This window comes from Streptomyces adustus, assembly GCF_009377175.1.
Classification (GTDB): domain Bacteria; phylum Actinomycetota; class Actinomycetes; order Streptomycetales; family Streptomycetaceae; genus Streptomyces; species Streptomyces adustus.
On sequence record NZ_VJZD01000148.1, the window covers coordinates 1 to 23,809 of the forward strand.

Annotated in this window: 22 protein-coding genes and 1 tRNA gene; 10 read left to right on the top strand and 13 right to left on the bottom strand. The window is 70.6% G+C overall.

What is annotated here, in order from left to right; genetic code table 11:
• A partial coding sequence (locus FNH09_RS29395; protein ID WP_238427175.1) for an outer membrane protein assembly factor BamB family protein occupies positions 1–1,661 on the top strand: 1,661 nt, incomplete at its 5' end.
• Between the two features lie 254 nt (positions 1,662–1,915).
• The gene (locus FNH09_RS29400) at positions 1,916–2,611 is read left to right on the top strand and encodes a LuxR C-terminal-related transcriptional regulator (protein WP_162469276.1); all 696 of its coding nucleotides are present in this window, start codon (positions 1,916–1,918) and stop codon (positions 2,609–2,611) included.
• Positions 2,612–2,757: 146 nt separating this feature from the next.
• Here FNH09_RS29400 and argG read toward each other — a convergent pair whose 3' ends face one another.
• From argG to FNH09_RS29415, 3 genes are read right to left on the bottom strand one after another with little or no spacing between them, the layout of a single operon-like run.
• The gene (argG, locus tag FNH09_RS29405; protein WP_152892948.1) at positions 2,758–4,206 is read right to left on the bottom strand and encodes an argininosuccinate synthase; all 1,449 of its coding nucleotides are present in this window, start codon (positions 4,204–4,206) and stop codon (positions 2,758–2,760) included.
• Positions 4,207–4,257: 51 nt separating this feature from the next.
• Positions 4,258–4,590: a hypothetical protein gene (locus tag FNH09_RS29410; protein WP_152892949.1), complete on the bottom strand. Its 333-nt coding sequence runs from the start codon at positions 4,588–4,590 to the stop codon at positions 4,258–4,260.
• A gap of 21 nt (positions 4,591–4,611) precedes the next feature.
• Positions 4,612–6,291 carry a sodium:solute symporter family protein gene (locus tag FNH09_RS29415; protein ID WP_152892950.1) on the bottom strand — a complete coding sequence of 560 codons (1,680 nt, stop codon included), beginning with the start codon at positions 6,289–6,291 and terminating at the stop codon, positions 4,612–4,614.
• A 121-nt stretch (positions 6,292–6,412) separates the two neighbouring features.
• Between FNH09_RS29415 and galT the strand changes: the two genes are divergently transcribed.
• Genes galT through galK form a run of 3 tightly spaced genes read left to right on the top strand, consistent with a single transcriptional unit; the run spans position 6,413 to position 9,608 of the window.
• Complete coding sequence (gene galT, locus FNH09_RS29420) at positions 6,413–7,474, top strand: galactose-1-phosphate uridylyltransferase (RefSeq protein ID WP_162469277.1); 1,062 nt, start codon at positions 6,413–6,415, stop codon at positions 7,472–7,474.
• A complete protein-coding gene (gene galE / locus FNH09_RS29425) occupies positions 7,471–8,448 on the top strand; it encodes a UDP-glucose 4-epimerase GalE (protein ID WP_152892951.1) in 978 nt (325 codons plus the stop codon). Before galT ends, galE begins: the two co-directional genes overlap by 4 nt.
• Positions 8,448–9,608: a galactokinase gene (gene galK, locus FNH09_RS29430; protein ID WP_162469278.1), complete on the top strand. Its 1,161-nt coding sequence runs from the start codon at positions 8,448–8,450 to the stop codon at positions 9,606–9,608. Before galE ends, galK begins: the two co-directional genes overlap by 1 nt.
• 72 nt (positions 9,609–9,680) lie before the next feature.
• Here the strand turns inward: galK and FNH09_RS29435 are convergent, their stop codons facing one another.
• On the bottom strand, positions 9,681–10,148 hold the full coding sequence (locus FNH09_RS29435; protein ID WP_202919774.1) for a GNAT family N-acetyltransferase: 468 nt from the start codon (positions 10,146–10,148) through the stop codon (positions 9,681–9,683).
• Positions 10,149–10,413: 265 nt separating this feature from the next.
• On the opposite strand from FNH09_RS29435, the gene FNH09_RS29440 reads away from it, so the two are divergent.
• Positions 10,414–11,187 (top strand): LuxR C-terminal-related transcriptional regulator, encoded by a 774-nt coding sequence (locus tag FNH09_RS29440; protein ID WP_162469279.1) that lies wholly within the window; start codon positions 10,414–10,416, stop codon positions 11,185–11,187.
• A gap of 44 nt (positions 11,188–11,231) precedes the next feature.
• Here the strand turns inward: FNH09_RS29440 and FNH09_RS29445 are convergent, their stop codons facing one another.
• A complete protein-coding gene (locus tag FNH09_RS29445) occupies positions 11,232–11,729 on the bottom strand; it encodes a MarR family winged helix-turn-helix transcriptional regulator (protein ID WP_152892954.1) in 498 nt (165 codons plus the stop codon).
• Positions 11,730–11,838: 109 nt separating this feature from the next.
• Between FNH09_RS29445 and FNH09_RS29450 the strand changes: the two genes are divergently transcribed.
• Both FNH09_RS29450 and FNH09_RS29455 read left to right on the top strand, forming a co-directional pair.
• The gene (locus FNH09_RS29450) at positions 11,839–12,657 is read left to right on the top strand and encodes a trans-aconitate 2-methyltransferase (protein WP_152892955.1); all 819 of its coding nucleotides are present in this window, start codon (positions 11,839–11,841) and stop codon (positions 12,655–12,657) included.
• Positions 12,658–12,662: 5 nt separating this feature from the next.
• On the top strand, positions 12,663–13,025 hold the full coding sequence (locus FNH09_RS29455) for a VOC family protein (RefSeq protein WP_162469280.1): 363 nt from the start codon (positions 12,663–12,665) through the stop codon (positions 13,023–13,025).
• 34 nt (positions 13,026–13,059) lie between these two features.
• Here the strand turns inward: FNH09_RS29455 and FNH09_RS29460 are convergent, their stop codons facing one another.
• Positions 13,060–13,737 (bottom strand): TetR/AcrR family transcriptional regulator, encoded by a 678-nt coding sequence (locus FNH09_RS29460; RefSeq protein ID WP_152892956.1) that lies wholly within the window; start codon positions 13,735–13,737, stop codon positions 13,060–13,062.
• Entirely contained in the window at positions 13,734–14,744 is a 1,011-nt protein-coding gene (locus tag FNH09_RS29465) for an acyl-CoA desaturase (protein ID WP_152892957.1), read from the bottom strand. Before FNH09_RS29465 ends, FNH09_RS29460 begins: the two co-directional genes overlap by 4 nt.
• Before the next feature lie 300 nt (positions 14,745–15,044).
• On the opposite strand from FNH09_RS29465, the gene ppc reads away from it, so the two are divergent.
• A complete protein-coding gene (gene ppc / locus FNH09_RS29470; RefSeq protein WP_162469281.1) occupies positions 15,045–17,777 on the top strand; it encodes a phosphoenolpyruvate carboxylase in 2,733 nt (910 codons plus the stop codon).
• Between the two features lie 71 nt (positions 17,778–17,848).
• Here ppc and FNH09_RS29475 read toward each other — a convergent pair whose 3' ends face one another.
• The 6 genes from FNH09_RS29475 to FNH09_RS29500 all read right to left on the bottom strand — a co-directional run bounded on the left by FNH09_RS29475 (position 17,849) and on the right by FNH09_RS29500 (position 22,655).
• The gene (locus FNH09_RS29475; RefSeq protein ID WP_152892958.1) at positions 17,849–18,349 is read right to left on the bottom strand and encodes a hypothetical protein; all 501 of its coding nucleotides are present in this window, start codon (positions 18,347–18,349) and stop codon (positions 17,849–17,851) included.
• 76 nt (positions 18,350–18,425) lie between these two features.
• Positions 18,426–19,028 (bottom strand): aminoacyl-tRNA hydrolase, encoded by a 603-nt coding sequence (pth, locus tag FNH09_RS29480; protein WP_152892959.1) that lies wholly within the window; start codon positions 19,026–19,028, stop codon positions 18,426–18,428.
• An 83-nt stretch (positions 19,029–19,111) separates the two neighbouring features.
• Positions 19,112–19,708 carry a 50S ribosomal protein L25/general stress protein Ctc gene (locus FNH09_RS29485; protein ID WP_152892960.1) on the bottom strand — a complete coding sequence of 199 codons (597 nt, stop codon included), beginning with the start codon at positions 19,706–19,708 and terminating at the stop codon, positions 19,112–19,114.
• 204 nt (positions 19,709–19,912) lie between these two features.
• Positions 19,913–20,887 carry a ribose-phosphate diphosphokinase gene (locus FNH09_RS29490; protein WP_162469282.1) on the bottom strand — a complete coding sequence of 325 codons (975 nt, stop codon included), beginning with the start codon at positions 20,885–20,887 and terminating at the stop codon, positions 19,913–19,915.
• Positions 20,888–21,021: 134 nt separating this feature from the next.
• Complete coding sequence (gene glmU / locus FNH09_RS29495; protein ID WP_162469283.1) at positions 21,022–22,470, bottom strand: bifunctional UDP-N-acetylglucosamine diphosphorylase/glucosamine-1-phosphate N-acetyltransferase GlmU; 1,449 nt, start codon at positions 22,468–22,470, stop codon at positions 21,022–21,024.
• Between the two features lie 110 nt (positions 22,471–22,580).
• Positions 22,581–22,655: transfer RNA gene (locus FNH09_RS29500), tRNA-Gln, on the bottom strand.
• 346 nt (positions 22,656–23,001) lie between these two features.
• Between FNH09_RS29500 and FNH09_RS29505 the strand changes: the two genes are divergently transcribed.
• On the top strand, positions 23,002–23,809 hold an 808-nt coding region (locus FNH09_RS29505), incomplete at its 3' end, for a sensor histidine kinase (RefSeq protein WP_202919775.1).

A 23,809-nucleotide genomic window follows, 5' to 3' on the forward strand; every position in this document is an offset into this window, starting at 1 on the left:
CTCCCCAGCCGCCCCAGCCCGGCTACGGCTACCCGCAGGCTCCCCAGCCGCCCCAGCCCGGCTACGGCTACCCGCAGGCACCCCCGCCGCAGCCCGGCTACGGCTACCCGCAGCCGCCGACCGTCCCGCAGCCCGGCTACGGCTACCCGGGCGCCCCTCAGCCGGGCCCGTACGGCTACGGGCAGCAGCCCGGCGGACCGGTCGGCGGCGGCCGCAAGCCCAATGCCCAGCTGCTCATCATCGTCGCGGCCGTCATCGCGATCGCCCTGATCGTCGTCGGCGGCATCTGGTACTCCTCGTCCGGCAAGGGCGGCGACGGCAAGCACGACACCGGCAGTTCCAGCGGCGGCACCGGGGGCAAGGACGGCAAGGACACCACCGGGGGCGGCTCCGGCGGCACGGAGAAGGCGCCCGCCGACACCGCGTCCAAGGTGCTCTTCCAGGTCCCCATGCCGACGGTCGCCGCCACCATGAGCACCCAGGGCTCCTGGCTCACCGACAAGACGTACGTCAAGACCGGCGCCGCCGAGGTCGTCGGCTACGACCCCGCCAAGGGCACCCGGCTGTGGACGATCAAGCTGCCCGGCCCGGTGTGCGAGGCCGCCCGCCACACCACCGAGGACAACCGCACGGCGATCCTCTACGAACCCGCGATGCCGACCAAGACCGACCCCTCGCACGGGTGCAGCCAGGTCGCCGCGATCGACCTCGACGCGGGCAGGAAGCTGTGGACGAAGACCGTCAACTCCGGTGACCAGCCGATCACCTTCGACAACGTCACCGTCAGCGCCCACACGGCCGCCCTGGGCGCCACCGAGGGCGGCGCCGCCTTCGACATCGACTCGGGCAAGCTGCTGTGGTCCCCGAAGGTCGGCGACACCTGCTACGACGCGGGCTACGGCGGCGGCGCGAAGCTGGTCGCGGTCCGCAAGTGCGGCGACTACGACAACCACCAGCTCAGCATCCAGACCATCGACCCGGCCAGCGGGAAGGTGATCTCGGAGTACAAGATGACCAAGGGCATCGAGTACGCCAGCGTCGTCTCGACGGACCCGCTGGTCGTCGCCGCCGACGTCGGCGACAGCGCGGGCGACGGCAGCGGCATCTCGGACTTCTTCTCCATCGACAACAAGACCGGTGCGCTGCGCACCCGCATCTCCGCGCCGGGCGACCAGTACGCGGCGAAGTGCGAGGGCATCAGCAGGATCGAGTACTGCAAGGGCGTCGTCGTGGCCGCCGACCGGATCTATGTGCCGACCGAGGAGCACGAGGGCGGCGGGTCGGGCACCCGGTCCAACGAGATCGTCGCCTTCGACCTCGCCACCGGCAAGCAGACCGGCCAGCGCGCCGATTCCGGCGACGGCTACACGATCACCCCGCTGCGCATGGACGGCACCGCCCTGCTCGCCTACAAGCGCCCGCCCTACGACAAGGGCGGCCAGGTCGTGAGCATCGACGGAGGCAGCTTCAAGGAGACGACGCTGATGGAGAACCCGGCGACGTCGCAGGTGCACACCGTGGAGCAGAGCATGCTCCCCGAGTACGCCGAGATCCTCTACGCGGGGGGCCGGCTGTACATGTCCCAGGTCTTCGCCAACAAGCCGCTGGCCGGTGTGGGCGGCAAGGAGGACCTGGCGGTCGCGTTCGGCACCGGCGGCTGACCCGGCGCACCCGGGCCCGAGCGCACGGCCCCGTCCCTGCTCAGGGGCGGGGCCGTGCGCGTACCGCTCATCACCCTCGAATGTGAGGAATTTCGGCGATCCGGGGCACTTCTCACCAGTAGGGGGAGCGCAACGTCGAACAAGCGTGTAGCTTCCGGGGGCATGAAGGACGGGGGAGCCGGGGGGCCCTTCGGCCATGCGGACCAGTGGGCAGCCCCAGGGGGGACCCATTGGGGGGACTGGGGGGTTGCTCTGTGGGAGTGCGGCTGATGGTGGTCGACGACCACCGACTGCTCGCCGAGGCGCTGGCCTCGGCGTTGAAGCTGCGGGGTCACCGGGTACTGGCCGCGGCGGCACCGGCCGCCGGTGCGGCGGAACTGGTGATCACCCGCGCGCCCGAGGTGTGCCTGCTGGGCACGGCGGCACCGGCCGAACCGGGCATCTTCGACCCGGTGATACGGATCAAACGGGAGCGTCCGCAGGTCGCGGTCCTGGTTCTCGGCCCGGTACCCAGTCCGCGCGGCATCGCGGCGGCCTTCGCCGCGGGCGCCTCGGGCTACGTACGGCACGACGAGCGCATCGAGGGCGTGGAGCGGGCCATCATGAAGGCGCGGGCGGGCGAGGCGGCGGTGGCTCCCCAGCTCCTCCAGGGGGCGTTCAGCGAACTGCTCAACCCGGCCGCCCAGCCCGACGACGAGGGCCAGCGACTGCTCCAGATGCTCACCCCGCGGGAGATCGAGGTCCTGGTCCGGGTCGCCGACGGCGAGGACACCCGGCTGATCGCGGCCGGCATGGGCATCGCCCCGTCCACCGCCCGCACCCATGTCCAGCGTGTCCTGATGAAACTGGGGGTCGGCTCCCGGCTGGAGGCGGCGGCCCTGGCGGCCCGCACCGGCCTGCTGGACCGGGCCGGCCCGCTGCCGCCCCAGAGCACGGGCGCGGAGCCGTAGACCCGGGCGCGGAGTCGTAGGCCCCGGCCGTGCAGCCGTCGTCCTGGGCGCGGAGTCGTAGGACGCAGACGGCGCGGCCGGTCCGGGGGTCGCCCCGGACCGGCCGCGCCTGCACGGACAGCCGCACCCGCCGTCGGTGCGTTCGCTCAGTCGGTGCCGAACTCCATCGCGGCACGGTCCAGCAGTTGGTCGTCGCCGGACGTCTCGCCGCGGGAGGCGATCGCCTCGGCGCCGCCCTCCGGCATGGCCTCGATCAGACCGCTCGCCGCCGCCGGGGCGACGCCGATCAGCTCGGGGTGGGTCGTGCCGACGATGCCGAGACCGGCGTACTGCTCCAGCCGGGCGCGGGAGTCGGCGATGTCGAGGTTGCGCATGGTGAGCTGGCCGATCCGGTCCACCGGGCCGAACGCCGAGTCCTCGGTGCGCTCCATCGACAGCTTGTCCGGGTGGTAGCTGAACGCGGGGCCGGTGGTGTCGAGCAGCGAGTAGTCCTCGCCGCGGCGCAGCCGCAGGGTGACCTCGCCGGTGACCGCCGAGCCGACCCAGCGCTGGATCGACTCGCGCACCATCAGCGCCTGCGGGTCCAGCCAGCGGCCCTCGTACATCAGCCGGCCCAGGCGCCGGCCCTCGTTGTGGTAGGTGGCGAGGGTGTCCTCGTTGTGGATCGCGTTGACGAGACGCTCGTAGGCGGCGTGCAGCAGCGCCATGCCCGGCGCCTCGTAGATGCCGCGGCTCTTCGCCTCGATGATCCGGTTCTCGATCTGGTCCGACATGCCCAGGCCGTGGCGGCCGCCGATGGCGTTCGCCTCCATCACCAGGTCGACCGGGGAGGCGAACTCCTTGCCGTTGATGCTCACCGGGCGGCCCTGGTCGAAGCCGACCGTCACGTCCTCCGCGGCGATGTCGACCGAGGGGTCCCAGAACCGGACGCCCATGATCGGCTCGACCGTCTCCACGCCGGTGTCGAGGTGCTCCAGCGTCTTGGCCTCGTGGGTGGCGCCCCAGATGTTGGCGTCGGTCGAGTACGCCTTCTCGGTGCTGTCGCGGTACGGCAGCCCGTGGGCCACCAGCCACTCCGACATCTCCTTGCGGCCGCCCAGCTCGGAGACGAAGTCGGCGTCGAGCCACGGCTTGTAGATGCGCAGGTGCGGGTTGGCGAGCAGGCCGTAGCGGTAGAACCGCTCGATGTCGTTGCCCTTGAACGTCGAGCCGTCGCCCCAGATCTGGACGTCGTCCTCCAGCATCGCCCGCACCAGCAGCGTGCCGGTGACGGCGCGGCCGAGCGGGGTGGTGTTGAAGTAGGCGCGGCCGCCCGAGCGGATGTGGAACGCGCCGCAGGCGAGCGCGGCCAGGCCCTCCTCGACCAGCGCCGCCCGGCAGTCGACCAGGCGCGCGATCTCGGCGCCGTAGGTCTTCGCGCGGCCGGGCACCGAGGCGATGTCGGGCTCGTCGTACTGGCCGATGTCGGCGGTGTAGGTGCACGGGACGGCACCCTTGTCGCGCATCCATGCGACCGCGACGGAGGTGTCGAGGCCGCCCGAGAAAGCGATGCCGACGCGCTCGCCGGTGGGCAGGGAGGTGAGAACCTTGGACATGGGAAGAGTATTCAACGATCCGCATGATTATGCAACCTGTGCGCGGGAGGTCTACTCGGGCGGCTGTTCCCGCTCGGGTGCCCGCGGCGGGGCCGCCGGGCGGAGTTTCAGCCAGACCAGGAAGAACACGCCCAGCAGCAGCATGCCGAGGCCGGTCCACAGGTTGATGTTGACGCCCTCGGACTTGTGCAGGGAGGCGTCGGACGGGGAGATCCCGGCGATCGTCACGATGACGCCGTAGACGACGAACAGTCCGCCGATGATCCGGCGCAGGTCGAAGATCCGCGCGGCGGTGGCGGACCTGCCCTCCAGTTCGGTGACCTCGCGCTGGACGTCCTGCTCGGAGTAGCCGTGCCGCTCGGGGCGGGGGTGGTGTTCGGACATGGTTCCTCGGTCCTCCCGCGGTCAGAACGAGAACGGGATGTAGCAGGCGGCGGCCAGGACGAGGGCGCCCCAGCCCAGCAGGGCCGGCCTGCGGTACCAGGCGTCGTCACCGGGCGCAGGCGGCTCGGCCATGCCGGGGGAGACGGTCCCGTAGACCAGGCCTCGCAGCTCCTCGGCCGGCTTCGGCGCGGTGAACAGGGAGACCGCGACCATGACCACCGCGCCCGCGGCGAACCCGGCGATGGCCGAGACGAAGTTGGCGCCCTGGTCGGTGGGGATGGCGACGATGCCCTGCTTGTAGACGACGAAGTAGTTGACCATCGCCGCCGTGGTGCCCGCCAGCAGGCCCCAGAACCCGGACCTCACCGACGCCCGCTTCCAGAACATGCCGACGACGAAGACCACGAACATCGGCACGTTGAAGAAGGAGAACAGCGTCTGGAGGTAGGCCATGATGTTGGAGAAGGACGCGGCCAGGAATGCCGTGCCGATCGACACGAGCACGCCGATCACGGTGATCAGCCGTCCGAAGCGCACGTAGTACGCGTCCTCGCGGCCCCTGACCACGTACCGCGCCCAGATGTCGTTGGTGAACACCGTGTTGAAGGACGAGACGTTGGCCGCCATGCCGGCCATGAACGCCGCGAGCAGACCGGTCACCGCGACGCCGAGCACACCGTTGGGCAGCAGCTCCTGCATCAGGTACGGGATGGCGTCGTTGTACTGGAGGTCCGAGTCCGAGGTGCCGATCCCCGGCACCAGGACCGCCGCCACCAGGCCCGGGATCATCACCAGGAAGACGATGAAGATCTTCGGGTACGCGGCGATCAGCGGGGTGCGCCGGGCCGCGGAGAGGTTCTTCGCGGACAGCGCGCGCTGCACCTCGGCGAAGTTCGTCGTCCAGTACCCGAAGGACAGCACGAAGCCCAGTCCCAGCACGATCGTCAGCCAGTTCGCGCCCAGCGGGTTCGCGCTGCCGATGCCCGTGCCGCCCCAGGCGGTCACGAAGTGGTGGCCGTGGCCGGCCGTCAGGGAGTCCGTCAGGCCGCCCCAGCCGCCCGCCTTCTTCAGGCCGAGCACCGTCAGCGGGATCAGGGCCGCCAGGATCACGAAGAACTGGAGGACCTCGTTGTAGATCGCCGAGGACAGGCCGCCGAGGGTGATGTACGCGAGGACGAAGAAGCCGGCCACCACGACGGCCAGCCACTGCGGCCAGCCGAGCAGCGCCTCGACGACGATCGCGAGGGCGTAGAGGTTGACCCCGGCGATCAGGACGGCGGCGAAGGCGAACAGCGCCGAGCTGAGCAGATGGGCCCATCGGTCGAAGCGCAGCAGCAGGAACTCGGGGACCGAGCGGACCTTGGAGCCGTAGTAGAACGGCATCATCACCAGGCCCAGGAACACCATGGCCGGGATGGCGCCGATCCAGTACCAGTGCACGGTGTACGCCCCGTACTGGGCGCTGTTGGCGGCCATGCCCAGGATCTCGGTGGCCGCGAGGTTGGCCGAGACGAAGGCCAGGCCGGTGATCCAGGCGGGCAGCGATCTTCCGGAGAGGAAGAAGTCGAGACTGGTGCGCACCGAGCGGCGGGCCGCGAATCCGATGCCCAGGACGACGGCGAAGTAGATCGCCATGAGCGCGTAGTCGAGCGCGTTGACGGGCAGCCGCAGTCCCGCTGCCAGGTTTGTGGGGGTTTGCATGAAGAACTCACCTTGCCTGGTGTTCTTTGTTTGGTTGTGAGGGTGACCTTCGTGGGGTCTTATGGTTCGATGTGTTTGGTTCTGTTTGAAGCTTCGCTAGGTGTACGGATGGAGTGCCGCGGTGAAGAAGACCTCGACCCGACTGGCCGACGGTCGTGAGCTGATCTACTACGACCTGCGGGACGACGCCGTGCGCGACGCGGTGGACCGCCGCCCGCTGGAGCCCACGGTCACCACCTCGGAGGTGCGCGCGGACCCCCTGCTCGGCGACTCCGTCGCCGTCGCCTCGCACCGCCAGGGCCGCACCTACCACCCTCCGGCCGACGAGTGCCCGCTGTGCCCCTCCCGGGGCGACCGGCTCAGCGAGATCCCGGACTCGACCTACGACGTGGTCGTCTTCGAGAACCGCTTCCCCTCCCTGGCGGGCGACTCCGGCCGCTGCGAGGTCGTCTGCTTCACCTCCGACCACCAGTCGTCCTTCGCCGACCTCGACGAGGAACAGGCACGCCTGGTGCTGGACGCGTGGACCGACCGGACGTCCGAGCTGTCGCATCTGCCCTCCGTGGAACAGGTGTTCTGCTTCGAGAACCGCGGAGCCGAGATCGGGGTGACCCTCGGTCACCCGCACGGGCAGATCTACGCGTACCCCTTCGTCACCCCGCGCACCGCCCTGATGCTGCGCCGACTGGCGGCACACAAGGAGGCGTCCGGCGGGGAGAACCTCTTCGACGCCGTGCTGGAGCGGGAACTCGCCGGCGGGCGCGTCGTCCTTGAGGGTGAACACTGGGTGGCCTTCGTGCCGTACGCCGCGCACTGGCCCTACGAGGTCCACCTGTATCCCAAGCGCCGCGTCCCCGATCTGCTCGCCCTCGGCGAGCCGGCACGCACAGAGTTTCCCCAGGTCTATCTGGAAGTCTTGAGGCGCTTCGACCGGATCTTCGGCGAAGGTGAACCTCCCACGCCCTACATCGCCGCCTGGCACCAGGCGCCGTTCGGCGCGCTGGAGGAGTTCGACGGGGTCAGCCGCGACGATTTCGCGCTCCACCTCGAGCTTTTCACCATCCGCCGCACTTCCGGCAAGCTGAAGTTTCTCGCGGGTTCCGAGTCCGGCATGAACGTGTTCATCAACGACGTGCCGCCGGAGCGCGCGGCCGAGCGACTGCGAGAGGTAGCGAGTTCATGAGCGGTAAGTACCTGGTCACGGGTGGCGCGGGATATGTCGGCAGCGTGGTCGCCCAGCACCTGCTGGAGGCCGGCCACGAGGTCACCGTCCTCGACAATCTCTCGACCGGCTTCCGCGAGGGCGTCCCGGCCGGCGCCACGTTCATCGAGGGCGACATCCGCGACGCCGCCAAGTGGCTGGACTCCTCCTACGACGCGGTCCTGCACTTCGCCGCCTTCTCCCAGGTCGGCGAGTCGGTGGTGAAGCCGGAGAAGTACTGGGACAACAACGTCGGCGGCACCATGGCGCTGCTCGGCGCGATGCGCGACGCGGGCGTGCGCAAGCTGGTGTTCTCCTCCACCGCCGCCACCTACGGCGAGCCGGTCAACACCCCGATCACCGAGACCGACCCGACCGCCCCCACCTCCCCCTACGGCGCCTCGAAGCTCGCCGTCGACCACATGATCACCGGCGAGGCGGCCGCCCATGGCCTCGGCGCGGTCTCCCTGCGCTACTTCAACGTGGCCGGCGCCTACGGCGCGCAGGGCGAGCGCCACGACCCCGAGTCCCACCTGATCCCCCTCGTCCTCCAGGTCGCCCAGGGCCGCCGCGACGCCATCTCCGTCTTCGGCGACGACTACCCCACCCCGGACGGCACCTGCGTCCGCGACTACATCCACGTCGCCGACCTCGCCGAGGCCCATCTGCTCGCCGTCGCCGCCGCGCGGCCCGGCGAGCACCTGATCTGCAACCTCGGCAACGGCAACGGCTTCTCGGTCCGCGAGGTCATCGAGACCGTCCGCCAGGTCACCGGCCACCCGATCCCCGAGGTCGTCGGCCCGCGCCGGGCCGGCGACCCCGCGGTCCTGGTCGCCTCCGCCGCCACCGCCCGCGAGAAACTGGGCTGGAACCCCTCCCGGGCCGACCTCGCCGGAATCGTCGCGGACGCCTGGGAGTTCACGCAGCACAACGCAAGCACCGCGAGGGAGCACTAGTGGGGGCAGCACAGGTCCAGGTCCGACAGGGATTCGCCGCGCTGTACGGAGCCGAGCCCGAGGGCGTCTGGTCCGCACCGGGCCGGGTCAACCTCATCGGCGAGCACACCGACTACAACGACGGCTTCGTCATGCCGTTCGCGCTGCCGCACACCGCCGTCGCGGCGGTGTCGCGGCGCACCGACGGCCGACTGCGGCTGCACTCGGCGGACGTCGAGGGCGGCATCGTCGAACTCTCCCTGGACGACCTCGCACCCGAGAGCGACAAGAACTGGACGGCGTACCCGGCCGGGGTGGTCTGGGCGCTGCGCGAGGCCGGCCACCCGGTCACCGGCGCCGACGTCCACCTGTCGTCCACGGTCCCCTCGGGCGCGGGCCTGTCCTCGTCGGCGGCCCTGGAGGTCGTCGTCGCGCTGGCCCTGAACGACCTGTACGAACTCGGCCTCAAGCGCTGGCAGCTGGCCCGCCTGTGCCAGCGCGCCGAGAACGTCTACGTCGGCGCCCCCACCGGCATCATGGACCAGACCGCGTCGGCCTGCTGCGAGGCGGGCCACGCGCTGTTCCTGGACACCCGCGACCTGTCCCAGCGGCAGATCCCCTTCGACCTGGCCGCCGAGGGCATGCGGCTGCTGGTCGTGGACACCCAGGTCAAGCACGCCCACAGCGGCGGCGAGTACGGCAAGCGCCGGGCCGGCTGCGAGCAGGGCGCCGACCTGCTCGGCGTCCACGCCCTGCGCGACGTCGACCACGCGGAACTGGACACGGCGCTGGAGCGGCTCGGCGACGAGGAGGAGGTGCGCCGCCTGGTGCGCCATGTCGTCACCGAGGACGCGCGGGTGGAGCGGGTCGTGGACCTGCTGAAGGCCGGCGACACCCGCGCCATCGGCCCGGTCCTCACCGAGGGCCACGCCTCGCTGCGCGACGACTTCCGGGTCTCCTGCCCCGAGCTGGACCTGGTCGTCGACACGGCGCTGGCCGCGGGCGCGCTGGGCGCCCGGATGACCGGCGGCGGCTTCGGCGGCTCGGCGATCGTGCTGGCCGAGGAGGCGGACGTGGTGGCGATCACGAAGGCGGTCGAGGACGCCTTCGCCACGGCAGGCTTCACCGCACCACGGGTCTTCGAGGCGGTCCCTTCGCCGGGCGCCACCCGACTGGCCTGAGACCGCCGGTCCGCACGGCCGGGCCCGGGGGAGGCGATCCCCCGGGCCCGGCCGTCGGCGTCCCACGGGTGATCAGTCGTCGGCTCGGCCGAGGCGCTTCGTCAGGGTGTACTCCGTGATCCCCGGCGGGTAGTCGGGGATCACGCACACCACTTCGTAGCCGTGCCCGCGGTAGAAGCCGGGCGCCTGGAAGTCCCAGGTCTCCACCCGGGCCCCCCGGCAGCCCCGCTTCTCATGTGCGATGCGCTCCGCCCGCGCCAGCAGCCGGGTACCCAGCCCCGCGCCCCGGTGGCGCCCGTCGACCCACAGATAGGTGACGTGCAGCCAGGTCGTCCAGGTGTGCCCGACCAGGCCGCCGGCCAGCTCGCCCGCCTCGTCCGACGCCCAGACGTGCAGCGGGAGTTCACGTTCGCCGGGCGTGCCGCGCAGGGCACGCAGCACCGGCGAGTTCGCCGTGTTCGTGTCACGCAGACGCGTACGGAGGAGATCACGCCGCACTTTGTCGACTTCTGCCTCAATACGAAACATGCGGCACACCATAAACGCCCCGGCCTATCAGTTCTGCAAATGAGCTTCCGCTGTGGGCCCCCAGCCGTACTCTGATGAACAGCACCGGTGGGGGCCGGTGCTGATCAGGGGGCGAGACCAAGTCGGGTACGACGCCCGCATCGGGGGTAGCAGTTCCTGCACGGCGGCGGCTGTGCGGCCGCGCCGATGCCGGGCGTCGTGCCCGCGCCGGTCCGCGTCCTTGCAGACGGTGGTGGGGTTGGCCCCTGCTCTTCGGGAGCCTGGGGAAGGGGGTTTCGTGGTTCGTATCCGAGTCCTGGTCGTCGACGATCACCGGATCTTCGCCGAGTCGCTCGCCGCGGCACTGGCGGCGGAGCCGGACGTCGACGTCTCCGCGGCCGGCAGCGGCCCGGCGGCACTGCGCAGCCTGGAGCGCGCGGCCGCCGAGGGGCGCAGGTACGACGTGCTGCTCGTGGACGCCGACCTGGGCGGCAGCGCGCCGGGCGTGCGGTCGGCGGTGCCCGTGCAGGAGGTGGGCGAGGACGGGCTGGTCGACGGGATATCCCTCGTCGCCGGAGTCCGCTCCGGACAGCCCCATGTGCGTACGGTCGTCCTCGCCGAGAAGGACGACCCGCGGCGGGCCGCGCTCGCCCTCCAGGCCGGGGCCTCCGGCTGGGTCGCCAAGGACTGCTCGCTGTCGCGGCTGCTGACCGTGATCCGGGGGGTGCTGCGGGACGAGACGCATCTGCCGCCCGCCCTGCTCACCGGTGTCCTGCGGGAGTTGACCGCCGCCCGCAAGCACCGCACCGAGAGCGAACGGCTGGTGGAGTCGCTCACCCCGCGCGAGCGGGAGGTGCTGCGCTGCATGGTCGCGGGCCTGGGCCGCAAGGCCGTCGCCGAGCGGCTGTTCCTCTCCCCGCACACCGTGCGCACCCATATGCAGAACGTCCTCGGGAAACTCGGGGTGCACTCCACCCTCGCCGCCGTCGCGCTCGCGCGCCGGGCCGGCGTCGGACCGGTCGACCTGGAGCCCGCCGGACGGATCAGACCGCAGGAGACCCACACCGCCTGACCGGCCCCCCGGACCGCCCGGGGGGATGGTGTCGAACGGGGCGATCAGCCCGGGATGTTGTCGAACGGCGCGGTCAGCCGGCGCAGCAGCGCGGCCAGTTCACCGCGCTGGGCGCGGGACAGCTCGGAGAGGATCGCCCGCTCCTGGTCGAGGAGCCCGGCCAGGGCCTGGTCCGCGCGGTCCTGGCCCTCCTCCGTCAGCCGCACCAGCACACCGCGCCGGTCGCTGGGGTCCGGCAGCCGCTCCACCAGGCCCTTCTTCGTCAGCCGGTCGATGCGGTTGGTCATCGTGCCCGAGGTGACCAGGGTCTGGGTGAGCAACTGCCCCGGCGAGAGCTGATACGGGGCCCCCGCGCGGCGCAGCGCGGTCAGCACGTCGAACTCCCAGGGCTCCAGACTGTGCTCGGAGAAGGCGAGCCGGCGCGCGCGATCGAGATGCCGGGCCAGCCTGCTCACCCGGCTGAGTACCTCCAGCGGCTCCACGTCGAGGTCCGGGCGCTCCCGGCGCCACGCTGCGACCAGCCGATCGACCTCGTCCTCCATGACGATCAGTGTAGTGGTTGTGTCGACGTGAAGTCTCTTGACGTCAAGATATCTCTGGAGGCAGGCTGGAGATCGACCGCGCACCCGGTGTTCGTCCGAGGAGGCCGCCATGCCCACCACCACCCCCGCCTGGGACCCCGCCCAGTACCTGCGGCACGCAGACCACCGTGCCCGTCCCTTCGCCGACCTCCTCGCCCGCGTACCGGACCTGCCCGGCGACCCGCCCCGCATCGCCGACCTCGGCTGCGGGCCCGGCAACGTCACGGCGCTGCTCGCCGAGCGCTGGCCCACCGCGCACATCACCGGCTACGACAACTCGCCCGAGATGCTCGACCGGGCCCGGGCGGACCACGCGGGCCCCACCCCGGGCGGCGGCCGCCTCGACTTCGCCCCCGCCGACGTACGCACCTGGACGCCCCCGGGGACGTACGACCTGATCATCAGCAACGCCACGCTCCAGTGGGTGCCCGGGCACCTGGACCGGTTCGGCGACTGGATCGCCGCCCTCGCGCCGGGCGGCACCCTCGCCTTCCAGGTGCCCGGCAACTTCGACGCCCCCAGCCACCGGCTGATGCGCGACCTGGCCGGCTCGGCCCGCTGGCGCGACCGCCTCGCGGACACCCTGCGCCACGACGACGCCGTCCACACCCCCGAGACCTACTTCGAGCACCTGGCCGACCTGGGGTGTGCGGCCGACGCCTGGGAGACCACCTACGTCCAGCTGCTCACCGGCGAGGACCCCGTCCTCGACTGGGTGAAGGGCACCGGACTGCGGCCGGTCCTGACCGCCCTCGCCGACGACCCGGCGGCCCGCGAGGAGTTCGTCACCGCCTACCGAGGAGCCCTGCGCGAGGCCTACCCGGCCGGACCCCACGGCACCCTGTTCCCGTTCCGCCGCGTCTTCGCGGTCGCCCGCAAGGAGGTCTGAACGCCGTGCTCACCGCCCTCGACCACGTCCAGCTCGCCGCGCCGCCCGGCGCCGAGGACCTGCTGCGCCCGTACTACGTCGACATCCTCGGCATGACCGAGGTCCCCAAGCCTCCCGTGCTCGCCGCGCGGGGCGGCTGCTGGTTCCAGGCCGGCACCGTACGGCTGCACTTCGGTGCCGAGGCGGACTTCCGTCCCGCCCGCAAGGCCCACCCCGGGCTGCGGGTCATCGGCATCGAGGCGTACGCGGCCCGGCTGGCGTCCCACGGCGCGAAGGTCATCTGGGACGACGACCTGCCGGGCCACCGGCGCTTCTACTCCGAGGACCCGGTCGGCAACCGGCTGGAATTCCTTGAGCCGACCGGGTGAGGCGGCGTACCGGCCCGGCGGCGCGCCGCGTCGCTCAGCTCTTGCGATGCCCTATCAACCGCGGCTTGGCCTCCAGCCCGTCCAGGCCGTGCCACGCCAGGTTCACCAGATGCGCCGCCACCTCCGCCTTGCGCGGACGCCGCACGTCCAGCCACCACTGACCGGTCAGGGCGACCATCCCGACCAGCGCCTGGGCGTACAGCGGGGCCAGCTTCGGATCGAACCCGCGGTTCTTGAACTCCCGGCCCAGGATGTCCTCCACCTGGGTGGCGATGTCCGAGATCAGTGAGGCGAAGGACCCCGTCGACTGCGGAATGGGGGAGTCCCGGACCAGGATGCGGAAACCGTCCGTGTACTCCTCGATGTAGTCGAGCAGCGCGAAGGCCGCCTGTTCGCACAGCTCACGGGGATGCCCCGCGGTGAGCGAACCGGTCACCATGTCCAGCAGCCGTCGCATCTCCCGGTCCACGACGACCGCGTACAGGCCCTCCTTGCCGCCGAAGTGCTCGTACACCACCGGCTTGGACACTCCCGCCTTGGCGGCGATCTCCTCCACGGAGGTGCCCTCGAAACCTTTCGCCGCGAACAGCGTGCGACCGATCTCCAGCAACTGCTGGCGGCGCTCGGCACCGGTCATACGGGTACGACGAGCACGCCGGGGCTTCTCATTGCTGGAGGTGCTGCTGGGATCGGTCGCCACGGCATCAATCATGCCGCGCCGGCGGTCGTCCTCTCCTGCCGGGAACCGTCCTCCCCCGTCTTCCGGCGCGAATCGATACGCGAGCGTGACGGCCAGCGCACGTCCGACGCCCACCCCAGCAGTTCGAACCAGCGGATCAGCCGCGCGGAGGAGTCCACCTGTCCGCGCTCCACGCCGTGCCGCGCCGAGGTCGGGTCGGCGTGGTGCAGGTTGTGCCAGGACTCACCGCACGACAGCACCGCCAGCCACCACACGTTGCCCGAGCGGTCCCGAGACCGGAACGGCCGCTTGCCGACCGCGTGACAGATCGAGTTGATCGACCACGTCACGTGGTGCAGCAGCGCCACCCGCACCAGGGAACCCCAGAAGAAACCGGTGAACGCGCCCCACCAGGACATGGTCACCAGCCCGCCGATCACCGCAGGCAGCGCCAGCGACAACAGCGTCCACCAGATGAACTGCCGGGAGATCGTCCGCAGCGTCCGGTCCTGGATCAGATCCGGCGCGTACTTCTCCTGCGGGGTCTGCTCCTCGTCGAACATCCAGCCGATGTGCGCCCACCACAGGCCCTTGATCAGCGCCGGAACCGTCTCCCCGTACCGCCACGGCGAGTGCGGGTCCCCCTCGGCGTCCGAGAACCTGTGGTGCTTGCGGTGATCCGCGACCCAGCGGACCAGCGGACCCTCCACCGCCATCGACCCCGCGATCGCCAGAGCGATCTTCAGCGGCCGCTTCGCCTTGAAGGAACCGTGCGTGAAGTGACGGTGGAAACCGATCGTGATGCCGTGGCAGCCGAGATAGTAGAAGAACACCAGCAGGGCGATGTCCAGCCAGCTCACCCCCCAGCCCCACACCAGCGGAACCGCGGCGAGCAACGCGAGGAACGGCACGGCGATGAACACCAGCAGGGTGATCTGCTCGATCGAACCCTTCCGCTCACCGCCCAGCGTGGCCGAGGGCATCGGCTTGTCGCCGGGCGCCTTCGGGGCGTCATTGATCACGTCGGGCTGGGTGGTCATGGGCGTCCCCTGTGGGGTCGAGGGAGAAGAGGGGGGCGGCGTACGGGGCGAGGGAACCGAGCGGCCTTTCCTACGGTTCCGTAACCTACGGCGTCGTAAGTATGGCAGCGCGCCGCCCGGCGGCAAGAGCCCGACAGCCTGCGCGTCCGCATGGACACCTATCCTTGGAGTCGGTCGGACAGCGCGGTCCGCTCTGATTCATTCCCGGATGCCCGACCCGTATGCGGCAGCCGCCGCGCGAGAGGCGTGTTTCCGGGTTCCCCTCCCAGACGAGCTTCAACACTGCAAGGAGCCGCACCTGTGAGCAGTGCCGACGACCAGACCACGACGACCGGCAGTGAACTGCGCGCCGACATCCGCCGCCTCGGTGACCTCCTCGGCGAGACCCTCGTCCGGCAGGAAGGCCCCGAGCTCCTCGAACTGGTCGAGAAGGTCCGCCGACTCACCCGCGAGGACGGCGAGGCCGCCGCCGAACTGCTGCGGGGCATCGAACTGGACACCGCGGCCAAGCTGGTCCGCGCCTTCTCCACCTACTTCCACCTCGCCAACGTCACCGAACAGGTGCACCGCGGCCGCGAACTGCGCGCCCGCCGCGCCGCCGAGGGCGGCCTCCTCGCCCGAACGGCCGACCGGCTCAAGGACGCCGACCCCGACCACCTGCGCGAGACCGTCAAGCACCTCAACGTTCGCCCGGTGTTCACGGCACACCCCACCGAAGCCGCACGCCGGTCGGTACTCAACAAGCTCCGGCGCATCGCCGCGCTCCTGGAGAGTCCCGTCATCGAGGCCGACCGCCGCCGCTACGACACCCGCCTGGCCGAGAACATCGACCTCGTCTGGCAGACCGACGAACTGCGCGTCGTACGCCCCGAACCCGCCGACGAGGCCCGCAACGCCATCTACTACCTCGACGAGCTGCACGCAGGCGCCGTCGGCGACGTCCTGGAGGACCTCACCGCGGAACTGGAGCGCGTCGGCGTCAGGCTCCCCGACGACACCCGCCCCCTCACCTTCGGCACCTGGATCGGCGGCGACCGCGACGGCAACCCCAACGTCACCCCCCAGGTCACCTGGGACGTCCTGATCCTCCAGCACGAGCACGGCATCAACGACGCCCTGGAGATGATCGACGAGCTGCGTGGCTTCCTGTCGAACTCCATCCGCTACACCGGCGCCACCGAGGAACTCCTCGACTCCCTGAGGACCGACCTCGACCGGCTGCCCGAGATCAGCCCCCGCTACAAGCGCCTCAACGCCGAGGAGCCCTACCGGCTCAAGGCCACCTGCATCCGGCAGAAGCTGGAGAACACCAAGCAGCGCCTGGCCACCGGCACCCCCCACGACCCCGGCCACGACTACCTCGGTACCGCCCAGCTGCTGCACGACCTGACGCTGATCCAGACCTCCCTGCGGGAACACCGCGGCGGCCTCTTCGCCGACGGCCGCATGGACCGCACCATCAGGACCCTGGCCGCCTTCGGCCTCCAGCTCGCCACCATGGACGTCCGCGAACACGCCGACGCCCACCACCACGCCCTCGGCCAGCTCTTCGACCGGCTCGGCGAGGAGTCCTGGCGCTACGCCGACATGCCCCGCGAGTACCGCACCAGGCTGCTCGCCAAGGAACTGCGCTCCCGGCGCCCCCTGGGCCCCACCCCCGCGCCCGTGGACGCCGCCGGAGCCAAGACCCTCGGCGTCTTCCAGACCGTCAAGCGCGCCCTGGAGGTCTTCGGACCCGAGGTCATCGAGTCGTACATCATCTCCATGTGCCAGGGCGCCGACGACGTCTTCGCCGCCGCCGTCCTGGCCCGCGAGGCCGGCCTGATCGACCTGCACGGCGGCTGGGCCCACATCGGCATCGTCCCGCTGCTGGAGACCACCGACGAGCTCAAGGCCGCCGACACCATCCTTGAGGACATGCTCTCCGACCCCTCCTACCGGCGCCTGGTCGCGCTGCGCGGAGACGTCCAGGAGGTCATGCTCGGCTACTCCGACTCCTCCAAGTTCGGCGGCATCACCACCAGCCAGTGGGAGATCCACCGCGCCCAGCGCCGACTGCGCGACGTCGCCCACCGCTACGGCGTCCGTCTGCGCCTCTTCCACGGCCGCGGCGGCACCGTCGGCCGCGGCGGCGGCCCCTCGCACGACGCGATCCTCGCCCAGCCCTGGGGCACCCTGGAGGGCGAGATCAAGGTGACCGAGCAGGGCGAGGTCATCTCCGACAAGTACCTCATCCCCTCCCTGGCCCGCGAGAACCTGGAACTGACGGTCGCCGCCACGCTCCAGGCGTCCGCCCTGCACACCGCGCCCCGCCAGTCCGACGAGGCCCTCGCCCGCTGGGACGCCGCGATGGACGTCGTCTCCGACGCCGCCCACGCCGCCTACCGCCGGCTCGTCGAGGACCCCGACCTGCCGACGTACTTCCTCGCCTCCACGCCGGTCGACCAGCTCGCCGACCTGCACCTGGGCTCGCGGCCCTCCCGCCGCCCCGGCTCGGGCGTCTCGCTCGACGGACTGCGTGCCATCCCGTGGGTCTTCGGCTGGACCCAGTCCCGGCAGATCGTGCCCGGCTGGTTCGGCGTGGGCTCCGGCCTCAAGGCACTGCGCGAAGCCGGCCTCGACACCGTGCTCGACGAGATGCACGACCAGTGGCACTTCTTCCGCAACTTCATCTCCAACGTGGAGATGACCCTCGCCAAGACCGACCTGCGCATCGCCCGGCACTACGTCGACACCCTCGTCCCGGACGAGCTCAAGCACGTCTTCGACACCATCAAGGCCGAGCACGAACTCACCGTCCGCGAGGTGCTGCGCATCACGGGCGAGCCGGAACTGCTCGACGCGACCCCCGTCCTGAAGCAGACCTTCACCATCCGCGACGCCTACCTCGACCCGATCTCCTACCTCCAGGTCACCCTGCTCAAGCGGCAGCGCGACGCCGCCGCGGCCGGCGAGGAGCCCGACCCGCTGCTGTCCCGGGCCCTGCTGCTGACCGTCAACGGCGTGGCGGCCGGCCTGCGCAACACCGGCTGACCCACCCCGCACCCCACACACGAGTGCCCCCGGGCCCACATGGGCCGGGGGCACTCGTATCTCCGTATGAACTACTGCACCGCGACGAACGCCGTCGTCAGCAGCAGCGCCCCCACGCCCGCCAGCGCCCACGCCACCCGTGTGCGCCGCAGCCCGCCCGCGACCACCACCGAGGCCAGCAGCAGCGCCCCGCCCAGCGGAACCCACGCGTACAGCACCCCGGCCGGACCCGAGCGGACCACCTCGTCACTGCCCGGCTTCACCACGACCGCGTACGTCTGCCCCTTGCGCACCGCGACCGACTTCGCGATCACGACCGACGCCCGGGCCCGCGAACCGGCCGACAGCGGCGTGTACGGCCCCGTGCAGGTGTCCGAGCCGCAGCCGGTCACCCGGACCGTGCCGCTCTCCCGGCCCTTCGTCAGCATCACGTGCTGGGCCGTCCCCCAGGACGCCCACACCCCCGCGATCAGGATCAGCACGGCGACCGTCCCCATCGCCGCCAGCTGCCCGAACCGCATGGCGGTTCGGGCACCCTGACGACCTGTCGCGGCACGGGAAGTGGCAGGCATGGCGGAGATCCTTGGCCATCACCTGGCGGAAAGTCAATGTCAGCCGGTCGTCCGTCCCCGGTCACCGGCCCACGACTCAGGAGTTGTACGTCCCCTGCGCCCGCTCCAGCCCCTCGATCACCAGGCACTCCACCGCGTCCGCCGCCCGGTCCACGAAGTAGTCCAGCTCCTTGCGCTCCGCCGACGCGAAGTCCTTCAGCACGAAGTCCGCGACCTGCATCCGCCCCGGCGGCCGCCCGATCCCGAACCGCACCCGGTGATAGTCCGCGCCCATCGCCTTCGTCATCGACTTCAGACCGTTGTGCCCGTTGTCGCCGCCCCCCAGCTTCAGCCGCAGCACCCCGTAGTCGATGTCCAGCTCGTCATGGACCGTCACCACATGAGCGAGCGGGACCTTGTAGAAGTCCCGCAGCGCGTTCACCGGACCACCCGACAGATTCATGAACGACATCGGCTTCGCCAGGATCACCCGACGGTTCGCCGGCCCCGGCGGACCGATCCGCCCCTCGACGACCTGCGCCTGAGCCTTGCCCGCCCGCTTGAACTTCCCCCCGATCCGCTCGGCCAGCAGATCGGCCACCATGAACCCCACGTTGTGCCGGTTCATCGCGTACTCCGGCCCGGGATTGCCCAGCCCCACGATCAGCCAGGGGGCATTGGCGTCGGTCGTCACGTGCATGTCTCCTCGGATACGCGCCAGCCGCCGCCCCCATTCGAACCTGAGGGGAGCAGCGGCTGACGAGACAACTAAGACGGCGGGGATCAGGCCTCGGCGGCCTCTTCGCCCTCACCCTCGGCACCCTCGGGCGCCTCCTCCGCCTGCGCGGCCAGCACCTGGAGCACGACGGTGTCGCCGTCGACGGTCAGCGTCACACCGGACGGCAGGGTGATGTCCTTGGCGAGCACCGAGGCACCGGCCTCCAGGCCCTCCACCGACACCGTGACGGCCTCGGGGATGTGCGTGGCCTCGGCCTCGACCGGAAGCGCGTTCAGCACGTGCTCCAGCAGGTTGCCACCCGCCGCCAGCTCGCCCTCGGCGTGCACGGGGATCTCGACCGTGACCTTCTCGCCACGCTTGACGAGCTGAAGGTCGACGTGCTCCAGGTAGCCCTTGACCGCCTCACGCTGGACGGCCTTCGGGATCGCCAGCTCGTTGGTCTTGCCGTCGATGTCCAGGGAGATCAGGACGTTCGACGTACGCAGCGCCAGCAGCAGGTCGTGACCCGGCAGCGTCAGGTGGATCGGGTCCGAACCGTGGCCGTACAGGACGCCGGGGACCTTGTTGTCACGGCGGATACGACGGGCGGCACCCTTGCCGAACTCGGTACGGGTCTCGGCGGAGATCTTGACCTCGGACATGAACACTCCTCGTAGTGTCGGAAAGCACGGACGTGGTCACCCGGCCACGAACGGCCTGCTACGAAGAGCGCGTCGATAACGGACAGCCGCATCCCCCGTGAAAAACGGAGAACGGCCTCCCTCGCCGAGCAACTTCGACAGTCTACTCGGAGAGGAAGGCCGTACCCAAAAGGATCTTCCGGCGCCGGATTCCCGGCCGGACTCCTACTGCTCGTCGAAGAGGCTCGTCACCGAACCGTCCTCGAACACCTCACGCACCGCGTTCGCGATCGTCGGCGCGATGGACAGCACCGTGATCTTGTCCACCTCCAGCTCGCCCGGCGTCGGCAGCGTGTTCGTGAACACGAACTCGCTGACCTTGGAGTTCTTCAGCCGGTCCGCCGCCGGACCCGACAGCACACCGTGCGTCGCCGTCACGATGACGTCCTCCGCGCCGTGCGCGAACAGCGCGTCCGCCGCGGCGCAGATCGTGCCACCCGTGTCGATCATGTCGTCGACCAGCACGCACACCCGGCCCTTGACCTCGCCCACCACCTCGTGGACGGTCACCTGGTTCGCCACGTCCTTGTCACGCCGCTTGTGCACGATCGCCAGCGGCGCGCCCAGACGGTCGCACCAGCGGTCCGCCACCCGCACCCGGCCGGCGTCCGGAGAGACCACCGTGAGCTTGTCACGGTCCACCTTCTGGCCCACGTAGTCCGCCAGCAGCGGCAGGGCGAACAGGTGGTCGACGGGACCGTCGAAGAAGCCCTGGATCTGGTCCGTGTGCAGATCGACGGTGAGGATGCGGTCCGCACCCGCCGTCTTCATCAGGTCCGCGACCAGACGCGCCGAGATCGGTTCACGACCACGGTGCTTCTTGTCCTGCCGCGCGTAACCGTAGAACGGCACGATCACCGTGATGGAGCGGGCCGACGCGCGCTTCAGCGCGTCGATCATGATCAGCTGCTCCATGATCCACTTGTTGATCGGAGCCGTGTGGCTCTGGATCAGGAAGCAGTCCGCGCCACGCGCCGACTCCTGATAACGCACATAGATCTCGCCGTTCGCGAAGTCGAAGGCCTTCGTCGGGACGACCCCGACACCCAGCTGCTGGGCGACCTCCTCGGCAAGCTCGGGGTGGGCGCGGCCGGAGAAGAACATCATCTTCTTCTCGCCGGTCGTCTTGATCCCGGTCACAGCACTGTCTCCTCAGAGGTGTCTCAGCTGGGTGTCGAGAGGCCTGCGCAGCTGGCTACGAACGGCCGTCTCAGCTGGTGGGGTGCGGGTGTGCACTTATCACGGTACGCCGTCCGGAGCGCGCCCGTTTCCGGTCAGCCCTCGGTGCCCGGCTCCCGGGAAGCCGCCTCGGCCGCCTTCGCCGCCGCGCTCCCCGGACGCTTACGGGCCACCCAGCCCTCGATATTCCGCTGCTGGCCACGGGCCACGGCCAGCGAACCGGGCGGCACATCCTTCGTGATCACGGACCCGGCAGCCGTGTAGGCACCGTCCCCGACGGTGACAGGCGCCACAAACATGTTGTCCGAACCCGTACGGCAATGCGCGCCCACCGTCGTGTGGTGCTTGTCCTGGCCGTCGTAGTTCACGAACACGCTCGCCGCACCGATGTTGGAATACTCACCGATCGTCGCGTCCCCGACGTAGGACAGGTGCGGCACCTTCGTCCCCTCGCCGATCGACGCGTTCTTCGTCTCCACGTACGTACCGACCTTCGACTTCAGTCCCAGCCGCGTACCGGGACGCAGGTACGCGTACGGCCCCACGCTCGCCTGCGGACCGACCACCGCTCCGTCGGACACCGTGTTGTCCACCCGGGCCCCCGCACCCACCGTGGTGTTCCGCAGCCGGCAGTTGGGACCGACCTCCGCGCCCTCGCCGATGTGCGTCGCACCGTGCAGCTGCGTACCGGGATGCACGACCGCGTCCTGCTCGAACGTCACCGTCACGTCCACCCACGTCGTCGCCGGGTCGACCACCGTGACGCCGGCCAGCATCGCCGCGGTCAGCAGCCGGTCGTTCAGGATCCGCCGCGCCTCGGAGAGCTGAACCCGGTTGTTGATCCCCGCGATCTCCCGGTGGTCCACCGCCACCGAGGCGCCCACCCGGTGACCGGCCTCGCGCAGGATCCCCAGGACGTCCGTCAGGTACTCCTCGCCCTGGCTGTTGTCCGTGCGCACCTTGCCCAGCGCGTCCGCGAGCAGCTGGCCGTCGAACGCGAACACGCCCGAGTTGATCTCCCGGATCGCCCGCTGCGAGTCGCTGGCGTCCTTGTGCTCCACGATCGCGGTCACGGCACCCGAGGCGCCGTCCCGCACGATCCGCCCGTACCCCGTCGCGTCCGGCACCTCGGCCGTCAGCACGGTCACCGCGTTGCCGTCCGCGGCATGCGTCTCGGCCAGCCGCCCCAGGGTCTCCCCGGACAGCAGCGGAGTGTCGCCGCACACCACCACGACCGTCCCGTCCACCGGGCCGCCCAGCTCCTCCAGCGCCATCCGGACGGCGTGCCCGGTGCCGTTCTGCCGCTCCTGGACGGCCGTACGGACCTGGGGGTCGATCTCGGTGAGGTGCGCGGTGACCTTCTCGCGGGCGTGGCCGACCACGACGACGAGGTTCTCGGGGTCCAACTCGCGGGCGGCGGCAAGGACATGGCCCACCAGGCTGCGACCGCAGATGTCGTGCAGGACCTTGGGTGTGGCCGATTTCATACGGGTGCCCTCACCCGCTGCGAGTACTACGACGGCGGCCGGGCGGATGGCGCTCACGGAGTTGTCCTTCGGCTGTGGAGAGGTGGGGACAACCGCAGGATACCGGGGCGTTTCATGGGGGACATGGGAGTGGGCCCCGACAGTGCTGTCAGGGCCCTTCTCTGGTATGGCTCCCCCGCCAGGACTCGAACCCGGACAGATGGCACCAAAAGCCACAGTGCTGCCAATTACACCACAGGGGAACATATCGGTTGAACCGGACACCTGGTCAGGTCACCGTGTTGGCACCCAACACTATGCCGTACCAGGCACCCTCCATGCGACGGTACAACCAGGCGCTTCCGGTGACGTGGACGATCGGGCGGCCGTGACAGGCCTCGCCGGTGTCCTCGGCCCCCGGCCTCCTCGGCCCGGTCGAGCCCGGCGCGGCGTCTGGGTGGACTGTGTGGTTCCGGGGGCAGCTGGTCGGTGGTTGGGCAATTCGGGTGACAGCTGAGACATTTGTAGCTATTCGACTACGTGGTGTGGTGTAGGCCGGTCGCGGAAACTAGCCGGAAAAGCCCGGCCCGCCGCCCGTAGGCTGGAGGCATGACCACGACGGGGGAAGACCACTCCGCGGCCCGTACGGGGCCGTGGTGGTGGGCGCGGTGGCGTAGTGCCGGGCTGGACGTGGCGCTGGCGGCGGCGTCCGCGGCGGAGTGTGCGTTGGAAGGTGTGCGGTTCGGTCGGGACGCGGGGATCCCGACGGCCGCGGGGGTGGGTTTCGGGCTGCTGGCCGGTTCGGCGCTGCTGCTCCGGCGCAAGTGGCCCATCGCGGTCGTACTGGTGTCGATCGCGATCACTCCGGCCCAGATGGGCTATCTGATGGGCATCGCGGGGCTCTACACGCTGGCCGCGTCCGAGCTGCCGCGCCGGATCATCGCGTCGCTGGCGGGGATGTCCCTCGTGGGGATGCTGATCGTGATGCTGGTGCGGGTGCGGCAGGACATGGCGCGGGGGGATTTCGCGCTGGGTGACTGGTTCATTCCGTTCGCGTCGATCACGACGGCGCTGGGGTTGACGGCGCCGCCCGTGCTGCTGGGGCTGTACGTGGGGGCGCGGCGGCGGCTGATGGAGAGCCTGCGGGAGCGGGCGGACAGCCTGGAGCGGGAGCTTCAGCTGTTGGCGGAGCGGGCTGAGGAGCGGGCGCAGTGGGCCCGTAACGAGGAGCGGACGCGGATCGCGCGGGAGATGCATGACGTGGTCGCGCACCGGGTGAGTCTGATGGTGGTGCACGCGGCGGCGTTGCAGGCGGTGGCGCGGAAGGATCCGGAGAAGGCGGTCCGCAACGCTGCTCTGGTCGGGGACATGGGGCGGCAGGCGTTGACCGAGTTGCGGGAGATGCTCGGGGTGCTGC